The sequence below is a fragment of the Paenibacillus cookii genome (assembly GCF_018333375.1).
In the GTDB taxonomy this organism is placed as follows: domain Bacteria; phylum Bacillota; class Bacilli; order Paenibacillales; family Paenibacillaceae; genus Paenibacillus_AQ; species Paenibacillus_AQ cookii.
The window spans coordinates 1-15,400 of the sequence record NZ_BORW01000026.1 but is presented as its reverse complement, the minus strand read 5'-3'; the positions used below and the strand labels follow the sequence as shown (position 1 = coordinate 15,400).

Sequence of the window (15,400 nt, the reverse complement as noted above, 5' to 3'; positions counted from 1 at the left end):
TGGAAAGAACTCATGGACGAGGAGAAATCCCGAGATATAAGATAAAGCATAAAATGTAAGCGCTATTTTGCGGCCGGCAACAAGACATCGGCAAAGATTGGGACAGCGCTGAACAAATAACGTGAAATTTTATAGCAGGATACTTGCAATTTTCTTGCAGGTATCCTGCGTTTGAAGAAGAATGTTATAAAGTGGATTTTGCGCAATGAAAGATGGGAACGATCCCGGCATAAGGAAAATTTGGAGGGCTAGCGATGAACGATAGGATTCAATACGCCGCGCAGGTGAAGCCGACGGAAAGACAGTTGTCCGTTCAGGAGATGGAATTTTATGCTTTTGTTCATTTTTCGGTGAATGCGTTTACGGACCAGGAATGGGGAAGCGGGAAGGAAGATCCGTCGATCTTCAACCCGACCGCGCTGGATGCGGACCAATGGGTGGAAGCGTGCAAATCGGCCGGCATGAAGGGTTTGATTTTGACCTGCAAACATCATGACGGTTTTTGTTTGTGGCCGAGCCAATATACGGAGCATTCCGTCAAAAGTAGTCCGTGGAAAAACGGCGGCGGCGACGTCGTCAAGGAAGTGGCGGACGCCTGCCGCCGGGGAGGCATCCGTTTCGGCATCTATTTGTCCCCGTGGGACCGGCATGAGCCGACCTACGGCGATTCGCCGGCATACAACGAATATTTCAAAAACCAGCTGCGGGAGCTGTTGACCGGATACGGCGACATCTTCTGCGTTTGGTTCGACGGCGCCTGCGGCGAAGGCCCGAACGGCAAACGCCAGGTGTACGACTGGGACGCCTATTACGCGCTCATTCGGGAGCTGCAGCCGGGGGCGGCCATTTCCGTCTGCGGCCCCGACATCCGCTGGTGCGGCAACGAGGCGGGACACTGCCGGGAATCGGAATGGAGCGTCGTTCCCGCATCGCTGCGGGATAACGAAAAAATCCAGGAAAATTCCCAGCAGGAAGACGACGGAGAATTCGCCAAGAGATACAGTTCGGAGGACGAGGACCTGGGAAGCCGTGACGTCGTTTTGAAGGAAAAAGAGCTGATCTGGTATCCGGCGGAAGTGAACACTTCGATCCGTCCGGGATGGTTCTACCATGCGTCCCAGGACGATCAGGTGAAGCCGCTCGAGGAACTGATCAAGGTGTATTACGGATCGGTCGGGGGCAATGCGACGTTTCTGCTCAACATTCCGCCGGACACCCGCGGCCTGTTCCATGAAAACGACGTGCGGCGCCTGCAAGAGCTTGGGGAATGGATCCGGGGAACGTTCCGCACGAACCTGGCCGCCGGCGCCCCGGTGGAGGCGAGCGAAGCGATGGCAGGGCATGAAGCCTTATACGCGGTGGACGGCGACCGGGATACGTTCTGGGCTCCGCAAGAGGGAACGGAAGCGGCCGGTTTGACGGTCGATCTCGGGGCGGAGCAAACCTTCGACCACGTCGTTTTGCAGGAATACCGGTACAGCCAGCGGGTCGAGCGGTTTGTGCTGGAGTATATGGCAGGCGGCGAGTGGAAAAAGGCGTACGACGGCACGGTGATCGGTTATAAACGGATCTGCCGTTTCCCGGCCGTTACAAGCCGTTACGTCCGCCTGACGATCACGCAATCGAGATGGTGGCCGAACATTTCGGCATTCGAAGTGTACCGCGGCGACCGGAACGCATGATCTGTGCCTGCCCGGTATGTTATGATAGAGGGAGAGCTTGAAAAGGACAAGAGACAAGCCATTTCATTTTCAAGGACGTGAACACAGATGGATTTATTTTCTTTCCAGCAGGAGTCGGACCGGGGCGGAAGGCTGCTGGCCGACCGGATGCGTCCCACCTCGTTGGATGAATATATCGGGCAGGAACATATCGTAGGCCCCGGAAAGCTGCTGCGCAGGGCGATCGAAGCGGACCAAGTCAGCTCGATCCTCCTGTACGGCCCGCCGGGATGCGGGAAAACGACGCTGGCGCATATCATATCGCAAAAAACGCAGGCGGACTTCGTCCGGCTGAACGCCGTGGACGCCTCCGTCAAAGACGTGCGGGAAGTCATCGACCGCGCCCAAAGCAACAAGGCGATGTACGGCACGAAAACGATCCTGTTCCTCGACGAGGTGCACCGCTTCAACAGCTCGCGGCAGGACGCGCTGCTGCCGGCGGTCGAAAAAGGGACGATCATTTTTATCGGGGCGACGACGGAAAACCCGTTCCATTACGTCAACGGGGCTTTGATGAGCCGCTCCACCCTGTTCCAGCTGCAGCCGTTGACGAAGGACCATTCGCTTGCCGCCATGAAGCGGGCGCTGGCCGATCCCGACAAAGGGCTCGGATATATGAAGCTGAAGGCGGACGAGGAAGCGCTGGACCATATCGCCACGATGGCGAATGGGGATATCCGCCGGGCGCTGACGGCGCTCGAGCTGGCGGCGATGACGACGCCGCCGGAGGACGACGGCACCGTTCACATTACGCTTGGCGTCGCCGAGGAGTCGATCCGCCGTCCGACCGTGCGGGCGGACGAATCGACGCAATACGACGTGCTTTCCGCCTTTCATAAAAGCATCCGCGGCTCCAGCGATGCCGCTTTGTTCTGGTTTTTGTACGCGGTGGAGAAGCTGGGGATGGACCCGATGGTGTTCATCCGCCGCCTGATCGCCGCCAGCAGCGAGGACATCGGCCTCGCGAATCCGCAGGCCATGGTCCAGGCCGTCAGCGCATTGGAGGCCTACCGGAACAACGGTTGGCCGGAAGCGAAGCTGAACATCGCCCAGGCCATCTTGTTTGCCGTGGAGAGCCCGAAATCGAATGCGGTTTATACGGCGATTTCGCGGGCGACGTCGGCGATCGAAGAGCTGAAATCGGCGGAGGTGCCGCTGCATTTGCGGGATACGCATTATAAAGGGGCCGTGAAGCTGGGCCATGAAGGCTACAAGTATCCCCATGATTATCCGGGGCATTACGTGAAGCAGGATTATTTGCCGAAGGAGATTGCGCGCCGCGTCTTCTACCAGGCGACCGAGCAGGGCAACGAGGCGAAAATCCAAATCAACCAGCAGCGCAGAAGAAACCAGTTCCTTTCCGGGGAATGATGATCGAATTACGGGGAAATCTTCATCAACGAGAAGGATTCCGCGGGAGTCGTAGAGAATGTTTTGCACAGGCGTCATGAAACGTCCGCCGAACAGGTTCGGCATGCAGGGCGTTCCATGAAAAAAAGCCACCGCCGCCGGAAACATGGGGGCGGGTGGCTTTAACGTCTGTGCTTTATTTTTTTTGGAGTGCCGGCAGCTTGAACGGAACCTTTTCCACTTTGTCGATGGTGCCGCCGCCAAGGCAAACGTCGCCTTGATAGAACACGACGGCTTGTCCCGGAGTAATCGCTTTTTGCTTCTCGGCGAACCGCACGTGTACGGTGCCGTCTTCAAGCCATTCGAGCGTAACGTCCTGGTCGGGCTGGCGGTAGCGGAACTTGGCGGTGCAGCTGAAAGGCTCTGTGGGCACGTTCCCTTCGCCTGCGATCCAGTTCACGCCTGTGGCAATCAGCCCCGTCGAATACAGGCTCGGATGCTTGTCGCCTTGAACGACGTACAAAATATTTTGCTCCAGATCCTTGTCGGCCACGAACCACGGTTCGCCGTTTCCGGATCCGCCGATGCCGAGCCCTTGGCGCTGTCCGAGCGTGTAATACATCAAGCCGTCGTGGCGGCCTTTGATTTCGCCCGTCGCGATATCCACCATATCGCCGGATTGCGCCGGCAAATACTGGCTAAGGAACTCTTTGAAGTTACGTTCGCCGATGAAGCAGACGCCGGTGCTGTCTTTCTTTTTGGCGGTGTACAATCCCGCCGCTTCGGCAATCTTGCGTACTTCGGGTTTCGGCAGATGGCCGATCGGGAACATCGCTTTCGACAGCTGCTCCTGATTCAGCGCGTTCAGGAAGTAGGTTTGATCCTTGTTGCCGTCGACGCCGCGGAGCAGCTTGAAGACGCCATCCTCCTCGACGACGCGGGCATAATGGCCCGTGGCGACATAATCGGCGCCCAGTCCCAGCGCCTTGTTCAGGAATTCGCCGAATTTGATTTCGCGGTTGCACATGACGTCCGGATTCGGCGTGCGCCCTGACTTATATTCGTCGAGGAAATAGGTAAATACTTTATCGAAATACTCTTTTTCGAAATTGACCGTGTAATAAGGAATATCTATCTGCTCGCAAACGCGCCGGACATCCTCTGCGTCCTGTTCCGCGGTGCAGACTCCGAATTCGTCGGTATCGTCCCAGTTTTTCATGAAAATACCGATGACATCGTAGCCTTGCTCCTTCAGCAGGAGCGCGGTCACCGAGGAATCGACGCCGCCGGACATGCCGACGACCACGCGCGTGTTTTGATTGTTGTTTGCCAAAATTAACTCACCATTTCTATTTTGAAATTGTGCCCATACCCGTATTTTAACACACAACGGGCCGGAGGTCATACCCGGATGGCGTTTGTCCGCATGAGGAGTACAATTTGCAGTTTTGCCCGAGATTATATATGATGGAATTTTAGAAGTTTTTGCCGGGGGAAACCGATTTTTACGCGATCAAATCAATGGGGGAAAGGCGTGCCTGTCTTCCGTGGAAGTACATCGGTTGACGTTAACATACCAAAAAAACGCCGGATATGTTAACATAAGCAAAGGGTTATGATCGGAATACGCAGATATTATCCTCAGGATCTAAGGTGTCTGCAACGGATCCCGACATATTTAAAAGAAAACATGAACTTTTGAAAGAGGTGCCACCTTTGAAGATATCGACAAAAGGGCGTTACGGCCTGACGATCATGATGGAGCTTGCGGCCAAATACGGCGAAGGCCCGATCTCGCTGAAAAGCATCGCCGAAAAAAACCAGCTTTCCGAGCATTATCTGGAGCAGTTGATCGCGCCGCTGCGCAACGCCGGGCTCGTGAAAAGCATTCGCGGCGCGTACGGCGGTTACGTGTTGTCCCGCGAAGCTTCGGAAATTACGGCGGGAGACGTCATCCGCGTGCTGGAAGGCCCGATTTCCCCGGTCGATTTTACGGAAGAAGACGATCCTGCCAAGCGCAACCTGTGGCTTCGCATCCGCGACGGCATCGCGAACGTGCTGGATTCGACCACGCTGCTCGACCTGATCACCTATCAGGAGCAGGACGCCGCCGATAACTACATGTTTTACATTTAAAAGGAGATGCGAAAATGAAATCCATTTACTTGGATCATGCGGCATCCACGCCCGTCCATCCGGAAGTCGCGCAGGAAATGATGAACGTGATGACGGGGCAATTCGGCAACGCATCCAGCGTTCATGCCTTCGGCCGTTCCGCCAAACGGACGGTGGGCGGGGCCAGGGACAAAATCGCCAAATATTTGGGCTGCCACCCCGATGAGCTCGTGTTCACCGGCGGCGGAACGGAAAGCGACAACCTTGCGTTGTTCGGCGCGTTGGAGGCGATGGAAGGCCGGGATAAGCATGTCATTACTTCGTCCATCGAACACCATGCCGTGCTGCACGCCTGCGAGGAGCTGGAAAGGCAGGGCTACCGCGTCACGTATCTTCCGGTTGACGGGACGGGAAGGGTGCGTGCAGAAGACGTTGAACAGGCGCTGACGGAAAATACGGCGCTGATCAGCATCATGTATGCGAACAATGAAGTCGGCACGGTGCAGCCGATCCGGGAAATCGGCGAGCTCGCCCGAAGCCGCGGCATCCTGTTCCATGTGGACGCCGTTCAGGCGCTGGGGGCGATTCCGATATCCTTGCGCGAGCTGCCCGTGGACCTGATGAGCTTTTCGGCCCATAAAATCAACGGCCCCCAAGGGATCGGCGCTTTGTACGTGCGCCGCGGCGTCCACCTTGCGCCGAGACTGCACGGGGGGCTTCAGGAGAAAAAACGCCGCGCAGGCACGGAAAACATGGCGGGCATCGCCGGATTCGCCAAAGCCGTCGAAATTGCGGCGGAACAACTAGAGCCGCGCAGAGAGCATGACCTCATGCTCCGGGATACGTTTATCCGTTTGCTGGAACAGGAAATTGGACAAGACGCGTTTGTCGTCAACGGACATCCCTCTGAATTTTTACCTCACATACTGAATATCAGCTTCCCGGAAACAGACACGGAGACGCTCCTGATGAACCTGGACATGGAAGGCGTTGCGGCAGCCAGCGGCTCGGCATGCACCTCCGGTTCCCTTGAGCTGTCCCATGTGCTTCAAGCTATGAAACTTCCACAAAATGTTTTGCGCTCCGCGATTCGTTTTAGCTTCGGTTTGGGTAATACTACGGAAGATATGGAATACACCGCCCAAAAAATTGCAACCATTCTTCGTCGTTTACGTATTAGAAGTTAGGATTCTCTATGTATGGACAAGGAGGGAGGCGTGCTTCCATACCGTCCGGAACAAGGATCGGTGCCCGCAGGGGCATCCGTCCCGCCTCTCGCGGGATGCCTTCGTTTCAATCTCATGACGATAGGTGGGTCCTGGCATGAAGTTTCAAGAATTGATCGGCCTTGCCGTGTTCGATGTGGACGAAGGCGGGCAGATCGGCAAAATCAGCGATGTTTGGGTCAGCGGGGACTGGAAGCTCCAAGCTTTGGAGCTTGAAGGCAGAAGCCTGTTTTCCAGTTCGGCCAAGTCCGTATCCTGGGAGGATATCGTGGCTTACGGCGAAGACGCTGTGATGATTCGGAATCAACAGGCTGTTCGAAAGACAAAGGCCGACGATATACAATACACGTTCCTGACGGGCAAAAATAAACTGAAGGACATGGACGTGCTGACCGAGGAAGGCGTTCTGCTCGGAAAAGCGACGGACGTTTATTTTGACCAGGAAATGGGAAATACAATACTAGGTATAGAAATCAGCGACGGTTTCGTCTCGGATTTGCTGGAAGGCCGGAAATGGCTGCCGCTTGCGGAGGGCATGTCCATCGGCAAAAACGCAATCATGGTGCCGCCGATGAGCGAAGAGCGCCTCGGAAAAACCATTCATTCTGTTAACGGATAGGTGATCTATGAATATGAGATGTCCCAACTGTAATTCCAAAGATATCGGTAAAATCGGTTCGCACCAATTTTATTGCTGGGGCTGTTTTATCGAACTGACGGTCAACGGAGATAAAATGTCCGTCTATCAAGTCGAAGAGGACGGCACGCTTAGTTCGCTGGACGATCTGTTTTTCGAGGAAATTCCTCAGGAATTCCCGCATCTGCACGCGTCCAATTGAAAGTGAACTTATGAACATGCTTTTTCGGCAAAAAAAGAAACCTATCACTAGCGTTCGCTCGAAAGACGCGCGTTAGTGATGGGTTTCTTTTGCTTTATCGCTTGGCCGGGGCGGGCTGGTCTTTCAAGGTTAATTTTTTCCTTTCGCACATATAATAACGTGTACAGCAAGTCCGAAAGGAGGAAAGCTTCCTTGGAGAACATGACCGGAAACAAGTGGTTCCGTTTGCTCATCTGGTTTATTCTCGGCCTGATCGCCCTTTATTTCATTTGGCTGCTTCGCCCGATGTTCATGAATATATACCATTTTTTCAAAGTGATTTTGGCTCCGTTTATCGTGGCGATGATCATCTCGTACGTGCTGAATCCGATCGTTTGCCTGCTGGCCGACCGCAAAGTGCCGAGGGGCATTGCCGTGCTGTTGATTTACGCCGTGTTCATCACCTGCGTGGCGGTCATCCTCATCAATATGATTCCGGTGCTGATCGAGCAAATGGAGGAGCTGAACGAACACCTGCCGGAAATGACGATGCATGCGCAAAGCCTCATGAACCGGCTGGACCAGAAACTGCTCCCGGACGGGGTGATGGCAGGGGTGGACCGCTGGTTTTTGCAATGGGAAGACCGGCTGGCGGCGGGGATCTCCGATTTTATCGACAACATCGGTACGACGATTAATCTGGTGCTGAACATTTTTATCGTTCCGTTCCTCATTTTTTATATTTTGAAGGACTTCGACGTTTTTGAGCGGGCGATCGTTTCGTATCTTCCCCGTTCCCGGCGCAAAGCGACCGTAAGCGTGCTGAAAGAGATCGACCTGGCGCTCGGCAATTACGTGCGGGGGCAGTTTATCGTCTGTTTCATCATCGGCGTGCTGGCGTATATCGGGTATATGATCGTCGGGATGCCGTACGCGCTTTTGATGGCCAGCATCGTCGCCGTTTTTAACATCGTGCCGTATCTCGGCCCCTTTCTGGGGGCGGCTCCCGCGGTCGTCATGGCTTCGACGATTTCATGGAAAATGGTTCTGCTGGTCATCGTCGTCAATTGGATATGCCAAATTTTGGAGAGCAACGTCATTTCTCCGCAGGTGGTCGGCAAAAAGCTGCATCTCCATCCGATCGTCATCATTTTTGCGCTGCTTGTCGGAGGGGAAATGGCGGGCATCGTCGGCCTCATTCTCGCCGTTCCCGTGTTTGCGGTGCTGAAGGTGCTGCTGCAGCATTTTTTCGCCTATTACATCAAGCGCAAGACGACCTGAACCGCCCTGGATTGACATTCCCCCGCTGCGCCGATATACTTGTGTAGAATATGTTCAAAATGGACAAAACGGCGATGAAATGAAGTACGGCTGAGAGGCTCCTTGGACAGAGAACGGATTCCTTCGCGCTGAAGCAGCGCGGATGGCTGGAAGAATCCGCATGCGGGCGCTGCCGGAAAGCTGATTTCGGAGTGCGGGCAAACCCCGCCGGCTGGCCCCGTTACAGGCTATACGAGGAGATCGCTCCGACGGACGGGCATTCTGCGGAATGCAACAGGACGGTTCGGGCGATAACCAGGGTGGTACCGCGATATGATCGTCCCTGAAATTTTTCAGGGGCGTTTTTATGTTGTTTTCCCATAAATTGAAGCTGGAGGCTGTATAACCATGAAAGCAAGCGAAATCCGTTCCAAATGGCTTGAGTTTTTTGCAAGCAAAGGGCATAAAATCGAACCGAGCGCCCCGCTCGTGCCGCATAACGACCCGTCCCTGCTATGGATCAATGCGGGCATGGCGCCGCTCAAACCTTATTTCGACGGACGGATCAGCCCGGAAAATCCGCGCCTGACCAACTCCCAGAAATGCATCCGCACCAACGACATCGAAAACGTCGGCAAAACCCGCCGCCACCATACGTTTTTCGAAATGCTGGGCAACTTCTCGATCGGCGACTACTTCAAGGAAGAAGCCATCACGTGGGCATGGGAGTTCCTGACCGGCAAGGAATGGATCGGCTTCGATCCGGAGCGCCTCTCCGTCACGGTATATCCGGAAGACGAAGAAGCATTTAAGCTGTGGAACGAAAAAATCGGACTGCCTGCCGAGCGCATCGTCAAGCTGGAGGATAACTTCTGGGATATCGGCGAAGGCCCTTGCGGACCTTGTACCGAAATTTTCTACGACCGCGGCGAGGCTTACGGCGACCTGTCCGATCCCGAAATGTATCCCGGCGGGGAAAACGAGCGTTTCCTCGAAGTATGGAACCTCGTATTTTCGCAGTTCAACCATAACAAAGACGGCTCCTATACGCCGCTTCCGAATAAAAACATCGATACCGGCGCCGGCCTGGAACGGTTTGCTTCGATTTTGCAAAACGTGGATTCGAACTTCGACACGGACCTGTTCCAGCCGATCATTCAACAAACGGCCAAGCTTGCCGGCGTGAACTACAATGACAGCGTGGAAAAAGACGTTGCGCTGAAGGTCATCGCCGACCATATCCGTACCGTGACGTTCGCCGTGGGCGACGGCGTGCTGCCGTCCAACGAAGGCCGCGGTTACGTCATCCGCCGTCTGCTCCGCCGCGCCGTGCGTTACGGCAAGGTGCTCGGACTCGACCGTCCGTTCCTTTACACGCTGACCGAAACCGTCGGCGATATCATGGGCGTTTTTTATCCGGAAGTCGTCGAAAAACGCGAGTTCATCGAAAAAGTCATCCGCACGGAAGAGGAGCGTTTCCATGAAACGTTGTCCGAAGGTTTGGCGATTCTCGAAGACATCAGCAAAAAGGCGCTGGAAAACGGCACGAAAGTCATCGGCGGCCAGGATGCGTTCAAATTGTACGATACTTACGGATTCCCGTTTGACCTGACCGAAGATTTCGCCCTGGAGCATGGCCTTACGGTCGACCGCGAAGGGTTCGACGCTTCCATGCAGGAGCAGCGCGACCGCGCGCGTGCGGCCCGCCAGGAAAGCGGCGGCATGAAGGTGCAGGGAGGCGCGCTCTCCGATTATACGGTTAAAAGCGAATTTGTTGGATATAATGACACCGTAGCGGAGTCCAAAATTTTGGCGATCATCGTGGATGAAGCCATGGTGGAGAGTGCCGGCGAAGGCGCGACCTGCCAGGTCATTCTCGAAAAAACCCCGTTTTATGCCGAAAGCGGCGGCCAGGTCAGCGACCAAGGGCTTCTGCGCGGCGGCAGCGTGACCGCAAAAGTGGAGGGCTTGTACAAGGCGCCTCACGGGCAGCACGTGCATATCGTAACTGTAGAAGCCGGGGAGCTCAAAGTGGGCGAAACGGTAAAAGCCGAAGTGGATCAGGCCAAACGCCGCGATATCGTCAAAAACCATACGGCAACCCACCTTCTGCATAAGGCGCTGAAGGAAGTGCTTGGAGAGCATGTCAACCAGGCCGGCTCTTTGGTGGAGCCGCAGCGTTTGCGCTTCGACTTCTCCCATTTCGGCAGCATCTCGGCCGAGGAGCTTGCGGACATCGAACGCCGCGTCAACGAGCAGATTTGGAACGCCGTGAACGTAAACATCGAATACAAGCCGATCGACGAAGCCAAAGCGATGGGCGCCATGGCCCTGTTCGGCGAAAAATACGGCGACATTGTGCGCGTCGTCCAGGTCGGCGATTACAGCCTGGAGCTTTGCGGCGGCTGCCATGTAGGCAATACGTCGGAGATCGGCATCTTCAAGCTGGTGAGCGAAAGCGGCATCGGTTCCGGCGTGCGCCGGATCGAAGCGGTAACGGGCCGCGCGGCGTACCAATTCGTCGAAAGCCAGCTGGATTTGCTGAAGCAATCCGCCGAAATGCTGAAGTCCAATCTGAACGACGTGCCGAAGCGCATCGAATCCGTTCATGCCCAGCTGAAAGAGCTGAGCCGCGTAAACGAATCGCTGCAAAGCAAGCTGAGCATGATCGAAGCGGGACAACTGACCGACCAGGTAAAAACGGTCGGCGGAAAAGAACTGCTCGCGGTTCGCGTTACGGTCGGCAGCATGGACGGGCTCCGCACCCTTGCCGATGAACTGAAAAACAAATTGCCGTCGGCCGTGCTCGTTCTGGGCGCAGCCATCGAAGACAAAGTGAACTTCGTCGTCTCGGTTCCGCAAGAGCTGACCAAAGCAGGCCTGCACGCAGGCAAGCTCGTGAAAGAAATCGCGGCCGTTTGCGGCGGCGGAGGCGGCGGCCGTCCGGACATGGCCCAAGCGGGCGCCAAAGACGCAAGCAAGCTCGATGATGCTTTGAAGCTGGCGGAGGAATTGGTCGCCAACGCATAAGATGCGGGAAGGTTCTGAAAAGAAAAATTTGTTTAATTTGTCCTTGGAGTTTCCTTACTGCGGGATGATTATGTTATATTAGAAGAAGATATGAAGCCTAAAGAATCAATTCGTCAACAGTGTGCTTCGGCACGCCGTTGAAGAAGCGAGGTGTCACAATATGGACTCCATGGATAAAACGATGAAGTTTAGCGTTAAAGGCGACGAAAAGGAAGCGTCTTCCAAAGACATCCTTTTGATGGTGTATGACGCATTGGTTGAAAAGGAATACAATCCGATCAACCAGATCGTCGGTTACCTCCTATCCGGAGATCCGGCATATATCCCCCGCCATAACAACGCAAGAAGTTTGGTCAGAAAAAAAGAGCGTGATGAGTTGATTGAAGAGCTGGTCCGGTTCTACTTAGCCAATCACCGATAGGAGAGCTTTAATGAGAATCATGGGGTTGGACTACGGCGACCGCAAAATTGGTGTTGCCGTCAGTGATTTATTCGGATGGACCGCGCAGGGACTGGAAGTGGTGGAACGGCGGCGCGACGGTTCCGAAGTATCGCGGATCGCGGAATTGGTCCGCGACTACGAGGTGGAGGAGATCGTCGTCGGACTGCCCAAAAACATGAACGGCAGCATCGGTCCCCGCGGTGAAATCTGTATCGATTTCGCTGACAAGCTAAAAGAAATGCTGAAATTACCCGTCCACCTGTGGGATGAGCGGCTGACAACCGTGTCTGCCGAGCGGACGCTGATCGAGGCTGACGTCAGCCGGAAGAAGCGAAAGCAAGTTGTGGATAAAATGGCTGCAAGCTTGATTTTGCAAAATTATTTAGACTCAAAGACTAAAGGGTGAGGGTGATCACAGATGGCCAATGAGCGTAATCTTTTTGAGGAAGAACCGGATATTATTTATATTCCCGATGACGAAGGCAATGAAGAAGAATTCGAAGTCATCATGAAATTTGAAGTCGATGGCTCGGACAACAAGTATATGATGGTCGTACCTCTGGAAGCGGGAGACGAGGATTCGGACGAGGTGTATGCGTTCCGTTACGAAGAGGACGGGGATGACCTCAAGCTCTACATGATCGAAGATGATGCGGAGTGGGAGATCGTCGAGGAAACCTTCAACACCTTGGTTGCCGAACTTGATGGAGGTAATGTGCATGAGTGATTTTTCTGCAGACCAGGCCGTGTGGACTTCCGTGCTGAAGGAAACGTTCGGTCCGACTGTAGAGCTGCAGGACGAAGACGGTTCCACCGAAGTTTACGACCTGGCAGCGGAATTTGAAGTGGGCGGCCAAACCTATGCGGTGCTGCAAAGCCCCGACGACCGAAGCGGCGAATACAACATTTTGAAAGTCGTGAAGTCGCCGGACGGGGATTTGGAGCTGGCCACCATCGATGACGACGACGAATGGGAAAACATTACCGAGCTGTACGACGAGATGACGTTCCCGGAAGACGACGAACATTGATTCGGAGCATTTACAGCTTCCCTGAGAAGACAAAATTTCAAAATGAATACACAAAGAGGGCGGTGCAGACCGTCCTTTTTGGTTGTGAAGGGTTGGATTTTTTTGAAAGCTGTCAAAGTCGTAATTGTAATTCTGATTATTCTTCTGCTAGGAGCGGGCGGGGGAGCCTATTACGTGTGGAACGGACTCCAGCCGGTTCAAGCGTCGGACGAGCCCGTGAAATTCACGATCGAACCGGGCATGGGCACCTCCAAAATAGCCGATGTGCTTCAACAAAACGGACTGATCAAAAATGCTGCGGTTTTTAAAGGGTACCTGAAGTGGAAACGGGAAGGCTCGCGTTTTCAAGCAGGCATTTACGAGGCCAAGCCGGGCGCGACGTTGGACGAGCTGATCGCCAAGCTGAACAAGGGCGACGTGGTGAAGGAAGAGATGGTGCGGATTACGATTCCGGAAGGTTACACCGTCGAGCAAATCGCCGCAAAGGTCAGCGAAGCGACGGGGGCTCCGGCCGACTCTTTCCTGCAGCTGGCGGATCACCCCGGGAACGAAGCGATTGCCGCGTTTAAGGAAGTCCCGGATAACGGCAAGCTGAAGCATGCGGCGGAAGGGTATTTGTTCCCGGATACGTACGATTTTAAAAAGGGAACGACCGAACCCGAAATGTTCCGGCGGATGATGGAGCAAACGCAAAGCAAGCTGGACGGCATCCCGAACCTGCAGGAAAAGCTGCGCGACCGCGGCCTTACGCTGCATGAAATGCTGACGATCGCGTCGCTCGTGGAGCGCGAGGTTGTGGTGGATAAGGAGCGGCCGCTTGTGGCGGGGGTCATATATAACCGCCTCGACAAAAACATGAAGCTGGAAATCGACGCAACGGTGCAATACGCGCTGCCGGAGCCGAAAGAGCGGCTTCTGTATAAGGATTTGAAAGTCGAAAGTCCTTACAATACCTATTTGCATGAAGGGCTTCCGCCGGGGCCGATTTGCAGCCCCAGCCTGGCCTCGATCGAAGCGGCGCTGAATCCCGAGGCATCGGATTACCTGTATTACGTCACGAAAAAAGACGGCTCCCATGAGCACTTGTTTGCGAAGACGTATCAGGAGCATCTGAAAAACATCCAAAAAAGCAAAAGCGGCGCCAATAAAGGCTGAGCCCGGCAAAGGAATGTGATCGACCGGGGCACAAAAATATTGGCAAGCTTTAAGCAATAACCGCCCGTTGGGCGGTTTTTTCATGGCATCGCATCCGGCTGCTCGTTTTGAATGCTGTTCAAAGCGGCAAAGGCCATCGGGCCAAATCCTTCGGAGGCCTCTCCTTGCGGCATGGAGACGTGGAACACAAAACCGCTGCCGTCAAGTTCCTTTACGATGTACTCGTACGTTCCCGACGTACCGGAAGCGAGCAGGAACAGTTCGGTGTCTTTCAACGGGCCGGTCAAATCGTCGGAATGAAGCTGCCGGACGTCGCCGTGTTTTTTCAATGCTTCCTTTCCTTCGAGAAGCAGCTCGTCTTGGTTGTAATCGGAAGGCATTTTTTCGATCCGGACCGAATAGCGGGGATCGATGTTCATGTAGATCAGATGTTTCGCAGGATCAAAGGAAAGATGCTCCGGCACATAAAGCGAGTAACCTTCGGCCTGGGCCAGCTTGGCCGGCCGTTGTTCTTTCGAGCCTTCGACGGTAACCTCGAGCATGGTTTCGCCGGGTCTTGCGGCCGCGCCGTCCTCGGAAGCCGCAGATTTGGAATCGCCCGATGACGGGTCGCCCATCGCTTGAGGGGATTTTTGCGGCCTGGATGCCACCGGCTCCGAATTCGGATCGGTGGATGGTGGTTTTACGCCTTCTCCAGCCGTCCCCGCATCGTCTTCATTTTGGCGTTGGCCGGCGTTATGTCCCGCTCCTTCTTTCAGATCGGTTCCAGGAATTATTCCGATTTCCGGCGGGGTATTTTGATCCTTCTGTTCGCCGGATGTTCCCGGCGCAATCGTTTGGGCTTCCTGCTTGCCTCCGCAACCGCTTAGGGAAACGGCGACCGCGAGGGCCAGCACGATGGAACTGATTTTGAACGTTTTTTTCATGTCGCACCTCCGTTATCGTCATAGACGAACCGAAGCGTCCGCAAGTTTCAATACCGCAATAAACGCGTTCCATATTCGGGCTGGTTTCGGCATCTTATGAAGAACAATGGGCCAAATAGGCTGCTGGGCCGTTGCCAATCGTCCTTTTTAGTAGCGCAGGAACGAAAAAAGTATGAAGTTTAGGAAAATAGTTATAAAGAACTCAACTTTCGCAGCTTAATTTTCCGAACAAAGCCTTGATATAATTGGGCAAACTCGCAATCCATTGCTGGAGTTGACATACAACGGCAGACTGATCCCGTTTGGATTTTGCTTCCGTGAACGCC

The 15,400-nt window shown here is 54.5% G+C and carries 15 protein-coding genes; 13 read left to right on the top strand and 2 right to left on the bottom strand.

Features of this window, described 5'->3' with window-relative positions; translation table 11 throughout:
- The first annotated feature begins 254 nt into the window (after positions 1-254).
- A complete protein-coding gene (locus KI367_RS19445) occupies positions 255-1,682 on the top strand; it encodes an alpha-L-fucosidase (RefSeq protein ID WP_212951765.1) in 1,428 nt (475 codons plus the stop codon).
- Between the two features lie 87 nt (positions 1,683-1,769).
- Positions 1,770-3,092, top strand: a complete 1,323-nt coding sequence (locus tag KI367_RS19440) for a replication-associated recombination protein A (protein WP_036711250.1) — start codon at positions 1,770-1,772, stop codon at positions 3,090-3,092.
- Positions 3,093-3,267: 175 nt separating this feature from the next.
- Here KI367_RS19440 and mnmA read toward each other — a convergent pair whose 3' ends face one another.
- Positions 3,268-4,404, bottom strand: coding sequence for a tRNA 2-thiouridine(34) synthase MnmA (gene mnmA, locus KI367_RS19435; protein ID WP_036711253.1), 1,137 nt, complete (start codon positions 4,402-4,404; stop codon positions 3,268-3,270).
- A 383-nt stretch (positions 4,405-4,787) separates the two neighbouring features.
- Here mnmA and cymR point away from each other — a divergent pair, with 383 nt between their 5' ends.
- The 11 genes from cymR to mltG all read left to right on the top strand — a co-directional run bounded on the left by cymR (position 4,788) and on the right by mltG (position 14,148).
- Positions 4,788-5,207, top strand: a complete 420-nt coding sequence (gene cymR, locus KI367_RS19430) for a cysteine metabolism transcriptional regulator CymR (RefSeq protein WP_036711257.1) — start codon at positions 4,788-4,790, stop codon at positions 5,205-5,207.
- 14 nt (positions 5,208-5,221) lie between these two features.
- The gene (locus KI367_RS19425) at positions 5,222-6,373 is read left to right on the top strand and encodes a cysteine desulfurase family protein (RefSeq protein ID WP_036711260.1); all 1,152 of its coding nucleotides are present in this window, start codon (positions 5,222-5,224) and stop codon (positions 6,371-6,373) included.
- 136 nt (positions 6,374-6,509) lie between these two features.
- Positions 6,510-7,031, top strand: a complete 522-nt coding sequence (locus KI367_RS19420; protein ID WP_212951758.1) for a PRC-barrel domain-containing protein — start codon at positions 6,510-6,512, stop codon at positions 7,029-7,031.
- 13 nt (positions 7,032-7,044) lie between these two features.
- Positions 7,045-7,251: a YrzR-like zinc ribbon domain gene (locus KI367_RS19415; RefSeq protein WP_036711266.1), complete on the top strand. Its 207-nt coding sequence runs from the start codon at positions 7,045-7,047 to the stop codon at positions 7,249-7,251.
- A gap of 201 nt (positions 7,252-7,452) precedes the next feature.
- Positions 7,453-8,511 (top strand): AI-2E family transporter, encoded by a 1,059-nt coding sequence (locus tag KI367_RS19410; RefSeq protein ID WP_373316246.1) that lies wholly within the window; start codon positions 7,453-7,455, stop codon positions 8,509-8,511.
- Positions 8,512-8,898: 387 nt separating this feature from the next.
- Positions 8,899-11,520 (top strand): alanine--tRNA ligase, encoded by a 2,622-nt coding sequence (alaS, locus tag KI367_RS19405; protein ID WP_212951754.1) that lies wholly within the window; start codon positions 8,899-8,901, stop codon positions 11,518-11,520.
- 160 nt (positions 11,521-11,680) lie between these two features.
- Complete coding sequence (locus KI367_RS19400; protein ID WP_036711271.1) at positions 11,681-11,941, top strand: IreB family regulatory phosphoprotein; 261 nt, start codon at positions 11,681-11,683, stop codon at positions 11,939-11,941.
- A 10-nt stretch (positions 11,942-11,951) separates the two neighbouring features.
- Positions 11,952-12,368 (top strand): Holliday junction resolvase RuvX, encoded by a 417-nt coding sequence (ruvX, locus tag KI367_RS19395; protein ID WP_212951753.1) that lies wholly within the window; start codon positions 11,952-11,954, stop codon positions 12,366-12,368.
- 12 nt (positions 12,369-12,380) lie between these two features.
- A complete protein-coding gene (locus tag KI367_RS19390; protein WP_212951744.1) occupies positions 12,381-12,689 on the top strand; it encodes a DUF1292 domain-containing protein in 309 nt (102 codons plus the stop codon).
- On the top strand, positions 12,682-12,993 hold the full coding sequence (locus KI367_RS19385; RefSeq protein ID WP_212951743.1) for a DUF1292 domain-containing protein: 312 nt from the start codon (positions 12,682-12,684) through the stop codon (positions 12,991-12,993). The genes KI367_RS19390 and KI367_RS19385 overlap by 8 nt, the downstream gene beginning before the upstream one ends.
- Positions 12,994-13,095: 102 nt before the next feature.
- Positions 13,096-14,148: an endolytic transglycosylase MltG gene (gene mltG, locus KI367_RS19380; RefSeq protein ID WP_246537116.1), complete on the top strand. Its 1,053-nt coding sequence runs from the start codon at positions 13,096-13,098 to the stop codon at positions 14,146-14,148.
- An 80-nt stretch (positions 14,149-14,228) separates the two neighbouring features.
- On the opposite strand, the gene KI367_RS19375 is transcribed toward mltG, so the two are convergent.
- Positions 14,229-15,074: a DUF8580 domain-containing lipoprotein gene (locus KI367_RS19375; RefSeq protein ID WP_212951739.1), complete on the bottom strand. Its 846-nt coding sequence runs from the start codon at positions 15,072-15,074 to the stop codon at positions 14,229-14,231.
- Positions 15,075-15,400: the final 326 nt, after the last annotated feature.